Annotated in this window: 11 protein-coding genes and 2 tRNA genes; 6 read left to right on the forward strand and 7 right to left on the reverse strand. The window is 63.6% G+C overall.

Annotated features, from left to right (window positions below; translation table 11 throughout):
• Positions 1-12 precede the first annotated feature (12 nt).
• Complete coding sequence (locus RQH86_RS20530; RefSeq protein ID WP_311239005.1) at positions 13-1,983, forward strand: EAL domain-containing protein; 1,971 nt, start codon at positions 13-15, stop codon at positions 1,981-1,983.
• 39 nt (positions 1,984-2,022) lie between these two features.
• Positions 2,023-4,281, forward strand: a complete 2,259-nt coding sequence (locus RQH86_RS20535; protein ID WP_311239006.1) for an ATP-binding protein — start codon at positions 2,023-2,025, stop codon at positions 4,279-4,281.
• A 632-nt stretch (positions 4,282-4,913) separates the two neighbouring features.
• Here the strand turns inward: RQH86_RS20535 and bfr are convergent.
• The 3 genes from bfr to RQH86_RS20550 all read right to left on the reverse strand — a co-directional run bounded on the left by bfr (position 4,914) and on the right by RQH86_RS20550 (position 6,561).
• Positions 4,914-5,384, reverse strand: coding sequence for a bacterioferritin (gene bfr / locus RQH86_RS20540; protein ID WP_055853222.1), 471 nt, complete (start codon positions 5,382-5,384; stop codon positions 4,914-4,916).
• 269 nt (positions 5,385-5,653) lie between these two features.
• Positions 5,654-5,863, reverse strand: coding sequence for a (2Fe-2S)-binding protein (locus RQH86_RS20545; protein ID WP_115526897.1), 210 nt, complete (start codon positions 5,861-5,863; stop codon positions 5,654-5,656).
• Between the two features lie 80 nt (positions 5,864-5,943).
• On the reverse strand, positions 5,944-6,561 hold the full coding sequence (locus RQH86_RS20550; RefSeq protein WP_055853227.1) for an RNA pyrophosphohydrolase: 618 nt from the start codon (positions 6,559-6,561) through the stop codon (positions 5,944-5,946).
• Between the two features lie 118 nt (positions 6,562-6,679).
• Between RQH86_RS20550 and RQH86_RS20555 the strand changes: the two genes are divergently transcribed.
• Positions 6,680-6,756 (forward strand) — tRNA-Met (locus RQH86_RS20555).
• A gap of 52 nt (positions 6,757-6,808) precedes the next feature.
• A tRNA-Gln gene (locus tag RQH86_RS20560) sits at positions 6,809-6,882 on the forward strand.
• 482 nt (positions 6,883-7,364) lie between these two features.
• Here RQH86_RS20560 and rpsI read toward each other — a convergent pair.
• The gene (gene rpsI / locus RQH86_RS20565) at positions 7,365-7,757 is read right to left on the reverse strand and encodes a 30S ribosomal protein S9 (protein ID WP_055853228.1); all 393 of its coding nucleotides are present in this window, start codon (positions 7,755-7,757) and stop codon (positions 7,365-7,367) included.
• 2 nt (positions 7,758-7,759) lie between these two features.
• Positions 7,760-8,188 carry a 50S ribosomal protein L13 gene (rplM, locus tag RQH86_RS20570; protein ID WP_006451009.1) on the reverse strand — a complete coding sequence of 143 codons (429 nt, stop codon included), beginning with the start codon at positions 8,186-8,188 and terminating at the stop codon, positions 7,760-7,762.
• 181 nt (positions 8,189-8,369) lie between these two features.
• Here rplM and coq7 point away from each other — a divergent pair, with 181 nt between their 5' ends.
• A complete protein-coding gene (gene coq7, locus RQH86_RS20575) occupies positions 8,370-9,023 on the forward strand; it encodes a 2-polyprenyl-3-methyl-6-methoxy-1,4-benzoquinone monooxygenase (RefSeq protein ID WP_115552774.1) in 654 nt (217 codons plus the stop codon).
• Between the two features lie 572 nt (positions 9,024-9,595).
• Here the strand turns inward: coq7 and RQH86_RS20580 are convergent.
• Both RQH86_RS20580 and speD read right to left on the reverse strand, forming a co-directional pair.
• Complete coding sequence (locus tag RQH86_RS20580) at positions 9,596-9,910, reverse strand: multidrug efflux SMR transporter (RefSeq protein ID WP_055853233.1); 315 nt, start codon at positions 9,908-9,910, stop codon at positions 9,596-9,598.
• A 164-nt stretch (positions 9,911-10,074) separates the two neighbouring features.
• The gene (speD, locus tag RQH86_RS20585) at positions 10,075-10,869 is read right to left on the reverse strand and encodes an adenosylmethionine decarboxylase (RefSeq protein ID WP_005990692.1); all 795 of its coding nucleotides are present in this window, start codon (positions 10,867-10,869) and stop codon (positions 10,075-10,077) included.
• A gap of 137 nt (positions 10,870-11,006) precedes the next feature.
• Between speD and crp the strand changes: the two genes are divergently transcribed.
• Positions 11,007-11,699 carry a cAMP-activated global transcriptional regulator CRP gene (gene crp / locus RQH86_RS20590; RefSeq protein ID WP_055853235.1) on the forward strand — a complete coding sequence of 231 codons (693 nt, stop codon included), beginning with the start codon at positions 11,007-11,009 and terminating at the stop codon, positions 11,697-11,699.
• Positions 11,700-11,766: the final 67 nt, after the last annotated feature.

The raw sequence follows: 11,766 nt of genomic DNA on the forward strand, positions 1-11,766 counted from the left end.
CAGGGAGTATCGATGGCCGCCCGAGATCCGGTTCCTTTCACCACCCGTGACGACACCGCCACGCGTAATCGCCCGCTGCGCGCCGAGACGCCGCCGGCCGACTATTGGCGTCGCTGGGCCGACGAGGCTGCCAGCGCGGCCGACGACAGCGCGCCGGTGAGTGCGGCCATCATTCCCGCGCCCGCCGCCGCCAACGTTCCCAGCCATGCGACACCCATTGCACCGGCGCGTGCCGTGTCCAACGCCGGCGCAACGCGCGTTGCACCAGCGTTGCCGCCGTCCTCCGCGGTGTCCGCAGTCAATGGCGATGGCGATGGCGGCGACAACGTCGCGGCCGATGCGCCGTATCGCGTTCTGATCGTCGAAGACGACCGCTCGCAGGCGTTGTTCGCACAGAGCGTGCTGCATGGCGCCGGCATGCACGCGCAAGTCGAAATGACCGCCGCCAGCGTGCCGCAGGCCATCCAGGACTATCACCCGGATCTGATCCTGATGGATCTGCACATGCCCGAGCTGGACGGCATCCGCCTGACCACCTTGATCCGCCAACAGCCGGGGCAGCAGCTGCTGCCGATCGTGTTCCTCACCGGCGACCCGGACCCGGAACGTCAGTTCGAAGTGCTCGACAGCGGCGCCGATGATTTCCTCACCAAGCCGATCCGCCCGCGCCATCTGATCGCCGCGGTGTCCAACCGCATCCGCCGTGCGCGCCAACAGGCGCTGCAGCTGGCCGGCGAGCAGGTCAGCGTGCGCAGCAACCCGGAAACCGGCCTGCCCACGCGCGGCCACGTGATGGAGCTGCTCGCCAATGCACTGGAGCGCAAGCAGCCCGGCGGGCTGTTCTTCATCGAGATCGCCAGCGCACTCGGCCTGCGCGAACGCTACGGCTACGCCGCCTACGAACGCCTGATGACCCAGGCTGGGCATCGCCTGGCCACTGCCGCCCAGCCGTATCCGCTGGCGCGCCTGAACGACAACAGCTTCCTGCTGCTGGCCGTGGAGATGGACGAAGCCAGCCTGGAACAACGCGCGCTGGATATCCGCGAGCGTCTTTCCGCCAACGCCTTCCCGGTGCGCGAAGAAGAATCGGTGCATGTGCGCTGCGCCATCGGCGTGGCTCCGCTGGGCCTGGGCTTTGACGACACCGGCAGCGCGCTGGAAGCGGTCGAGCGCACCGCACTGCAGGCACGCCTGCGCAGCGACGGTGTACAGGCCTATCTGGCACCAAGCCAGGCCGAACAGCAGGAGCAACTGCGCCTGGTCGAAGGTCAACTCGAACTGGCCTATCAGCCGATCGTGGCGGTGGCTGGCGGCGACACCGCGCAGTACCAGGTGCTGCTGCGGCTGCGTCAGGCCGACGGCACGCTGCTGTCGGCCGGCCAGGTGATCCCAGCCGCCGAAGCGGCCGGACGCATCGCCGATCTGGACCAGCAGGTCATGGATCACGCGCTGGGCTTGCTGCATCTGTATCAGCACGCCAGCCCGCCGCTGCGCCTGTTCGTCTCGCAATCGCCGCGCACGCTGGCACGCGATGCCTTCGCCGACTGGCTACTCAAGGCATTGGTCGAACGCGGCGTGGCCGGGCAATCGCTGATCGTGGACCTGCGTCTGGACGATGCCCTGATCCACGCGGTCACCGTGCAGCAGTTCTGCGCCAAGCTCATGCCGGCCGGCGTGCAGTTCTGCCTGAGCCAGTTCGAACCCGGCGATGAAGCCAATGCGCTACTGAGCCAGCTGCCGCTGAGTTTCGTGCGCATGGCCAACCGCTTTGCCGATGCGCATGGCAATGCCGCAGTGCGCGACGAGCTGCGCGGCGTGATCGACATCGCCCATCAGCGTGGCCTGTTGATCATCGGCCAGCGCATCGAAGATCCGCAGGCGGCCGCCGCGATGTGGATGAGCGGCGTGGATTTCATTCAGGGCAACCTGGTGCAGACCGTCGGCAAGGAACTGGATTTCGACTTCACGAACGCGGTGCTCTAAATGACAGCGCAGGTGGGAGGCCTTCGCGCCTGGAGCGCTTTGGCCACGGTTACCGCACTCACCGCAGCGGTGGGCGCAGGCCTGCAGTGGAGCGACATCCAGGGGCCGTGGCGCGCGCTCACCGCCATCGCTGCGGCGCTGGCCGTGGTGTCTGCCCTATGCGCAGCGGTCGCCGCCCAGCGCAGCGCCCGCGCTCAGCAGCGGTTGTCGCAGCGCCTGGACGAGGCGGAGCTGGCCCGCGAGCGCCTGCAACAGGAACTGCAACGCCACGGCGAACTCGAACAAGAACTGCTGCGCGCCAAACAAGCGGCCGAAGCCGCGACGTTGGCCAAGGGTGAATTTCTGGCCACCATGAGCCACGAGATCCGTACCCCGCTCAACGGCATCATTCCGATGCTGGAGCTCATCTCCAGCGGCCAGCTCAGCCTGGACCAGCGCGACATGCTGCAGACCGCCACCGGCAGCTCGCTGCAGCTGCTGCGCATCGTCGACGACATCCTCGACTACTCCAAGCTCGAAGCGAACAAGCTCGAACTGGAGATCACCACCTTCAACCTGCGCGAGTTGCTCGACGGTGTGGTGCAGCTGCTGCAACGCACCGCCGAAAGCCGCCAGCTGCGCCTGGGCCTGGACATCGAACCGTCGGTGCGCCTGCTGGTGCGCGGCGACCCGATCCGCCTGCGTCAGGTGCTGGGCAACCTGATCGGCAATGCGATCAAGTTCACCGAGCGTGGCAGCATCGATATCCAGCTGCGCCGCCTGGGCGAAACTCGCGCCCAGCACCTGCTGCGTTTCCAGGTGCGCGACACCGGCATCGGCATCGCACCGGATCAGCAGGCCCGCCTGTTCCGCTCCTTCGCCCAGGCCGACGCCTCCACCACCCGCCTGTACGGCGGCACCGGGCTGGGCCTGGCGATCTGCAAGCGCATCATCGACCTGATGGGCGGGCGCATCGGCGTGGAATCCGAACCCGGCCGTGGTGCCACGTTCTGGTTCGAGATCCCGCTGCTCAAGGTGATCGGCGACCTGCAGCAGAGCACCGGCGCCGATGCGGCACGCGTCATGGTGATCAGCTCCGACGCACGCCTGACGCAACGGCTCAAGCGCCTGCTCGACGGCTGGGGCGTGTCGCACGTGCTGATGGAAACCACCCAGGAAGCGCTGGAACGCGTGCGCCGCCACAGCGATGGAGAGGGCTTCCGCTGCGTCATCGCCGACCACGACACGCTGCGCTACAGCGCGCGCGCCGTGCATCGCGCACTGGCTCGCCCGGAAGACATCAGCGGCTCGAAGCTGATCTGGCTCTATGGCGACGAGCCGGTGCCGGTCGAACTGCAGGACAACGCCACCCTGGTACCGCGTCAGAGTCCGGACGAGATCCTGCGGACGCTGGTGCTGCCGCAGGACGCCAAGCCCGTGCATGCGCTGGCCGCGTCGATGATCCCCGAGCCGCTGCCGCCACCGATGGCCAACGCGCGCGAAGTGCGCATCCTGCTGGTCGAGGACAACCCGGTGAACCTGCTGGTCGCGCAGAAGCTGCTGGGGGTGCTGGGCTTCGAAGCCGATACCGCCACCGACGGCGAGGCCGCGCTGAGCAGCATGGAATCCACGCGCTACGACATGGTCTTCATGGATTGCCAGATGCCGGTGCTGGACGGCTACGCCGCCACCCGCCGCTGGCGCGCGATGGAAACCGAAAGCGGCGGCCGCCCGATCCCGATCGTGGCGATGACCGCCAACGCCATGGCTGGCGACCGCGAACGCTGCCTGGCCGCCGGCATGGACGATTACCTCTCCAAACCGGTCGCCCGCGAACAACTCGATGCCTGCCTGCAGCGCTGGCTGCCGCGCCAACCGGTGTTGCCCAGCCAGACCAACGGCGCAGCCCCGGCCGATCCGGAAAGCGCCAGCGCGGGCGCCCAGGCACGTGCGCTTCCGATCCTGGACAGCAGCGTGATCGACGAGCTGTACGAAGTAGCCGGCGCGGACACCATCACCATCCTGCAGCTGTTCCTGGACGATGCACCAGGCATCATCGAACAGCTGGAAGCAGCGGCCGCCAACCGCGACAGCATGCAGCTGCGCGACCTGGCCCACACGCTTAAATCGTCCAGCGCCAACGTCGGCGCCCAGGCCGTGTCCAACGCCGCACGGCGCATCGAACTGGCCGCCCGCACCGGCACCATCGAACGCCCCTCGGTGATGGTCGCCCTGGTGATCGCCGAATACGCCCGCGCCCGCCTGGCCCTGCTAGGCCAGGTCGCCCGCCTGCAAGCCGCAACCCGCGCAGCCGGCTAAGCCGCGCAGCTCGTGAGCCGGTGACAAGAACCGGCCAGGCACTGCAGTCAAAGCAATCCCGCAGCGAAAGAAGGGTCGAGCCCCTCTCCCCTCGCGAGAGGAGTCGGGGTGACGGTACTGAGCACTCGATCCAAGACGCCCGATCGCGTGCCATGGCGGCACAGCAATACCTGCATCTCAACCGCAAGGCTGACCAGTCATCGGCGTCGAACGTTGCGCTGCATCTGCAGCGGTACTTGAGCAGCGCTGGAGCATTACCTGAGCAGCACTGGACAGTCTCAAGTTCCGCAGAGGCGCTGATCCACTAACAACGCAGCAGCGGCAAACCCTCGCCCGACGCACACTCACGCGATGCACAAGGGAGTCAAATAAAGCCACCCTCCCGCCGGGGCGAGAAGGCACGGGTCGCGCGCCTTGGAGCGCCCGCGTCGCAAACGCGGGCTGGGGCGCGGAGCGGGGTTGGAGTGAGCGTGCGCGCGAAGCCACATGCAGCCAAGCAGCCAAGCAGCTACAGCACAACACACACGCATCGCCCGCAGCGCTTGCATGCTCCCCAGCATGGCACGCGCTCACTAACCACCATCTGCGCTGCTCTCAACACTGCGCCGAACAGCACTGCGCTGAGCGCGCGCTCAGTCGTCCAGCTTGGTCAGCAGGTAATTCGGCTCGCCGATCCGCGCTACCAGATCCAGCTGGGTTTCCAGCCAGTCGATGTGCTCTTCTTCCGACTCCAGGATGTCCACCAGCAACTGGCGGCTCACGTAGTCGTTGACGGTTTCCGCATATGCGACCGCTTCGCGCAACACCGCGACCGCTTCGCGCTCCAGCGTCAGGTCGCAGCGGAACATCTCGGTCGGGTTTTCGCCGATGCGCAGCTTGCCCAGTGCCTGAAAATTAGGCAGCCCTTCGAGAAACAGAATGCGGTCGGACAACTTGTCCGCATGCTTCATCTCGTCGATGGATTCTTTGTACTCATGCTCGGCCAGTTCTTTCAGGCCCCAGTTTTTCAGCATCTTGGCATGCAGAAAGTACTGGTTGATCGCAGTGAGTTCGTTGTAGAGCACCTTGTTGAGGTACTCGATGACTTTGGTATCGCCCTTCATGCGATGTCTCCGAGACAGTGAGCCGGCCGCACTTTAACGCGTTGGCGCGGCGCATGAAGGAACGCGAATCGTGATCAGTTGCGTGATGCCGACAGGGCGGCTACCACGCCACGCATGCCGCATGGAAAGCAACTGGGGGACGAGTGAGAGCCTGGCGACTAACCGTACACCGCGTGAGACAGGATTTGCATACCAACCGCTGATCGAGGCGCCAACCCAGCCAGATCCGCGTCACATGCTGGAAGCAGCCCAAGCGTGCCCCACACCACTCAGGCAGCGCTTGCCAGACCCAGCAACGGAAGCGGCAGCGCACGGGTTGCGTGCGCCTGCCTCAACAGGTCGGCCGCCATGTCCAGGCACGAGCCGCAATTGGATCCGCAACCAGTGCGCATGGTCAACTCGGCAAGGCTGGCGCAGCCGTTCTCGGCCGCTTCGCGGATCTGGTGGTCGGTGACCCCATTACAGATGCAGACGTACACGGTATCGGTCGGGTGCTGGCGATCCGGAGAGGACCGGTGCTGATTGCACCGCAAACGAGAATAGGTGTCAATTCCAAACGTTAATCATTATTAATCCGCACCTGCCGAGGCCCGCCACGCTTGCGTGGGCGCTTGCGCGGACTGTCGTGGCCGGCTGCGCTGCTACCGGGCAACCAGGCTTCCAGCGCACGCTCGGGCATCACACCGACCGCCGCAGGGCCTGCCAAAGTCTGCGCGAGCGGCGCCAAATGCCGCAGCGCACGCGCATAGACGCCACGCTTGAAGATCACCACGTGCTCGACCGGATACCAGAAGTCCACCCAGCGCCAATGGTCGAATTCGGGGGTATCGGTATGGTCGAGCTTGAGATGGGATTCGTCGCCAGTGAACTGCAGCAGGAACCACACCTGCTTCTGGCCGATACACACCTGTCGCTCATTGCGGCGCACCGCCCGGCTCGGCAGGCGATAGCGTAGCCAGCCAGGCGTGGCGCCGAGCAATTCCACATGCTCGGGCAACAACCCGGTTTCTTCGCGCAACTCGCGGTACATGGCTTCAACGGGCGTCTCATCGGTGTTCATGCCACCTTGCGGGAACTGCCAGCCGTCCCTGCGCACACGTCGTGCCCAGAACACCTGACCGTCCTTCCGCATCAGCACGATGCCAACGTTTGGCCGGAAGCCGTCCGGATCGATCACGATGCGGACTCCTGAAAATCTACTGTGACCGACTCTGCCACGGCGACGCCCGGCTCACAAGCTGAAAACGAAATACTTGACAACACCCAGGCGCATCGCGAGAATTGCCGGCTCCCTAGGCTATGTAGCTCAGCCGGTTAGAGCACAGCACTCATAATGCTGGGGTCGGTGGTTCGAGTCCACCCATAGCCACCACGGTATTCAAGCCTGCACAGGCATGCGATACTCTGGGACAACATGTTTTTATTGCCCCGTCGCCAAGCGGTAAGGCACCTGACTCTGACTCAGGCATCGGTGGTTCGAATCCATCCGGGGCAGCCAAACACAGAAGGTTCGATCGAAAGATCGGGCCTTTTTTGTTGCCTGCGCCTCAGGCAGATGACCCGAATCTCTACACAGCATTTGACCCACCCGCGGAGGCAGCGCCCTGCATCCGGCCACTGCCTACCCCGGAACTACGCAACTCCCAAACCTTCGACATCTCAGCGAAATAGGACAACTGCCGCGCGCCGGAGCGCCGCCTTGTCACGCAGGAATGTCACCGACCGTTTTCCATGCGCGCACGGACGTGGACACACAGCATGTGACCGTTACCAACTCACGACCCTGCCACACCAAAACACCGATCCGCGCGCCAGCCAATGACCTCGGTGCGCCGGGAGCCGCCATCAGAGCCGTCGCCTTACCGCGCACACCAACAAGGATTCCTCCGGCCAGCACCACTGCAAAACGACAAAAGCCCGGCAATGCCGGGCTTTTGAAGCGGTCGTCCCAGCAAGCCGGGACGCAGCAAACGCGATGGATCAGCGCTTGGAGAACTGGGTCGCGCGACGGGCCTTGTGCAGACCGACCTTCTTACGCTCGACTTCACGGGCGTCACGGGTCATGAAGCCAGCCTTACGCAGCTCGGACTTCAGGGTTTCGTCGTACTCGACCAGCGCACGGGAGATGCCCAGACGGATCGCACCGGCCTGACCGGTGGTGCCGCCGCCGGAGGCGGTGACCAGGATGTCGAAGCTTTCCGTGTTCTTGGTCAGCTCGAGCGGCTGACGCACGATCATGCGCGCCGTCTCACGGCCGAAGAACTCATCCAGCGGACGGTCGTTGACAGTGATCTTGCCGGTACCCTTGCGCAGGAACACGCGAGCGGTGGAGGACTTGCGGCGGCCAGTGCCGTAGTTTTGCGTGATAGCCATGATTAGATATCCAGAACTTGCGGCTGCTGGGCGGCGTGCGGATGCTCGGCACCCGAATACACCTTGAGCTTGCGGTACATGGTGCGGCCCAGGGGGCCCTTCGGCAACATGCCCTTGACGGCGATTTCGATCACGCGCTCCGGGTGGCGCTGCAGCGCCTGCTCCAGGCTCTCGGTCTTCAAGTTACCGATGTAGCCGGTGAAGCGGTGATACTTCTTGTCTTTCAGCTTGTTGCCCGTGACCACGATCTTTTCGGCATTGATCACCACGAGGTAATCGCCAGTATCGACGTGAGGGGTATAGATCGGCTTGTGCTTACCGCGCAGGCGGCTAGCCAGTTCGGTGCAGAGACGGCCAAGCGTCTTGCCGGCGGCGTCAACGAGATACCAGTCGCGCTGGACGGTCTCGGACTTGGCGGTGAACGTAGTCATGAGGAAGCTCTTGAGTAGTCGGGCGGATTGCAGCGGCGATGACCGCTGGAACTTTGCCACGCGTTGTGAAGGCGAAACAGAAGAGGCGGGATTGTACGCGGCAGTCCGCAGCGGCGCAAGTCGCGCGTCCGTCAGGGTCAAGGCGGTTGGCAGCGGATCGGCCGGGCGCCAGAATCGACGCATGACCCAGACCTCCCCCAACCGACTGCACAGCCCGCTCGATCGGCTGCTGGTCGAAGCCCAGCGCGCGCTGGAGACCGTCTTCGGCAACCCGCCCGCCGAGCGCCCCAACCCCGCTGCCGACACCCCCGATGTCGCGCTGCAACCACACCAGCGTCGCCATGCCGCCGGGCTGATGCGCATCAACCATGTCGGCGAAGTGTGCGCGCAAGGCCTGTACTTCGGCCAGGCTGCGGTCGCCCGCGACGCGCACACCCAGCACCATCTGCTGGAAGCCGCGCAGGAAGAAACCGACCATCTGTCCTGGTGCGCGGATCGCCTGCACGAACTGGACAGCCGCCCCAGCCTGCTCAACCCGGTCTGGTATGCCGGCAGCTACGCGCTGGGCGCCCTGGCCGGGCTGCGCGGCGACGACTGGAGCCTGGGCTTCGTGGTCGAGACCGAGCGCCAGGTAGAAGCTCACCTGGACGAACATCTCGAAACCCTGCCGGAGATCGACCAACGCAGCCGCGCGATCCTGCGCGTGATGAAGATCGACGAAGCCCGCCACGCCGACCAGGCCGAACAAGCCGGCGCCCGCATCCTCCCGCCCCCCATCCCCACCGCCATGGCTTTGGCCTCCAAGCTGATGAAGACCGTCGCTTACCGCTTCTAGGAGTGGGGACTAGGATTGAGATTGGGAATTTCCGGTTTCCGGTTTCCGGTTGCAGTTGGCAGTTGGCAGTTGGCAGTTGGCAGGCAGGTTCCGGCCTGCAATGACGCACACACCGCAAAGTAAGAAACGCCACTGCAACGCGGGCCGAAAGTGATTGCGAAAACGCAGCCTGCCGTCAACACAACCACTTCGAAAGCAGTGCCCACTCAGCACAACATGGCTGCGCCCAACCAGCAGCAAGAAGCAGCGACGGAGTCGAAATCCCTAGCAGCAATCGCAGCGCAAGCAGGCCATAAAGCGCAACACGCGACTCGTCGCCTGCTAAAACATCGCAGCACGCCCCGCAGCACCCAACTGGGGCAAAGCCCCCTTTGTTAAGGGGGCGCGCTGATAAGCGCGGGGATAGGCAGCCACGGAGTCGGGGCCCAAAGATTTGCGAAGCAACCTTGGGCGTCAGGTCCGCGAAGCGGGCATGACCACGGCCGAGGGCGCGGGGATAGGTAGCCACAAAGTCGGGGCCCAAGATTTACGAAGCAAACCTTGGGGGGGGCAGGCCCGCTTAGCGGGGCTGACTAACCGACCAACTTCAAGCCGATCACACCGGCAACGATCAGCCCGATGCAGGCCAGACGCGACCACGATGCGCTGTCGCCAAACAAGGCGATGCCGGCGATGGTTACGCCCAATGCGCCGATACCTGTCCAGATCGCGTAGCCGGTGCCGACCGGAATGGTCTTCAGTGCCTGGGTCAAAAACCACAGGCTGATGCCGGCCAAGCTGATCGTCAGCACGGTTGGCCACAGTCGCGTAAAGCCGTCGCTGTATTTCAGGCCCAGAGCGAAGCCGATTTCGAACAGGCCGGCCAGTACGAGATAAATCCAGGGCATTGCAGTACTCCTCAACAGAAAAAACGGACAAAAAAAAAGCGACCCAGTGTCTGCACACTGGGCCGCCGTCGGCTGTGGAACGCGAGGTCATCGCGTGGCGGGCCGTCCCGCCTTGAGTCTTTGTCGCACCTGCGAACAGGCGCGCAAGCGGTCGTTCTTTGCGATTACTCGCTCAGGTTGCGCCCGTGGAACAGCTCTTCGATCTCGCGCTTGAGCAGCGTTTCGATCTTCATGCGCTCCTTGAACGACAGGTTCTTGGCACGCTCTTCGAACAGGTATTGATCGAGATCGAAATCCTTCAGGTGCATCTTCGTGTGGAAGATATTTTCCTGATAGACGTTGACGTCGAACATCTCGTAACGCGACTTCACATTCTTGGCAAGAAAGTGCTGGATCGAGTTGATCTTGTGATCGATGTAGTGCTTTTTACCCTTCACGTCACGCGTAAAGCCGCGCACGCGGTAGTCCATGATCACGATGTCCGATTCCAGACTCTCGATCAGGTAGTTCAGCGCCTTCAGCGGCGAGATGACGCCACAGGTGGCAACGTCGATGTCGGCGCGGAACGTGGCGATGCCTTCCTGCGGATGCGTCTCCGGGTATGTGTGCACAGTGATATGGCTCTTGTCCATATGAGCAACAACAGCGTCGGAGATGAGCTCCTTGCCGGCCTGCTTCTTGTCGATCACCGGCTCTTCGGAAATCAGGATCGTTACCGATGCGCCCTGCGGATCGTAGTCCTGACGTGCGATATTGAGGATGTTGGCGCCAATGATCTCGGCCACATCGGTCAGGATCTGCGTCAGACGATCGGCGTCGTACTGCTCATCGATGTACTCGATGTAGCGCTGACGCTCCTCTTCAGTACGCGCGTAACAGACGTCGTAGATGTTGAAGCTCAACGCCTTGGTGAGGTTGTTGAACCCCTGTAGCCTCAGGCGAGGCAACGGCTTGACCACGTCGGTCTGTCCTTATGGAAGGCGGGAAAGGAAACAATTATGAGCCAAAGATCCCAGCAACGAAATGCCGATGTTAAGAATGGTTTACCTTGCATGACTCATGCCGTTAAGCTTCAGGAATTACACGCGGAACTACCATGAGCCCAGGAAACACGACGGTTGTCACTACGACGGTACGTAACGCTTCCCCTTCGCTGGCGCTGGACGCAGGCACCATTGAGCGTTTTCTTGCGCACAGCCACCGCAGGCGCTATCCGACCCGGACCGATGTGTTCCGGCCAGGAGACCCGGCCGGCACCCTCTACTACGTCATCAGCGGCTCGGTAAGCATCATTGCCGAGGAAGATGACGATCGTGAGTTGGTGCTGGGCTACTTCGGTAACGGCGAGTTCGTTGGCGAGATGGGGTTGTTCATCGAATCCGATACGCGCGAGGTGATCCTGCGCACCCGCACCCAGTGCGAGTTGGCGGAGATCAGCTACGAGCGCCTGCAGCAGCTGTTTCAGACCAGTTTGTCGCCGGATGCCCCCCGCATCCTTTACGCGCTGGGCGTTCAGCTTTCAAAACGACTGCTCGACACCACAAGGAAAGCCAGCCGCCTGGCGTTCCTGGATGTGACCGACCGCATCGTGCGCACCTTGCACGATCTGTCCAAGGAGCCGGAAGCGATGAGCCATCCGCAGGGCACGCAGCTGCGTGTCTCGCGACAGGAGCTGGCACGCCTGGTCGGTTGCTCGCGCGAGATGGCAGGACGTGTGCTCAAGAAGCTGCAGGCCGATGGTCTGCTGCATGCACGCGGCAAGACTGTCGTGCTGTACGGCACGCGCTAAGCGCACGATGCAGCCAGTGCCCAGCGCACTGGCTGCATGCCGAGACGGCAGAATTTAGGCAATGTTG

Source organism: Xanthomonas sp. WCS2018Noco2-27 (assembly GCF_031843525.1).
In the GTDB taxonomy this organism is placed as follows: Bacteria; Pseudomonadota; Gammaproteobacteria; order Xanthomonadales; family Xanthomonadaceae; genus Xanthomonas.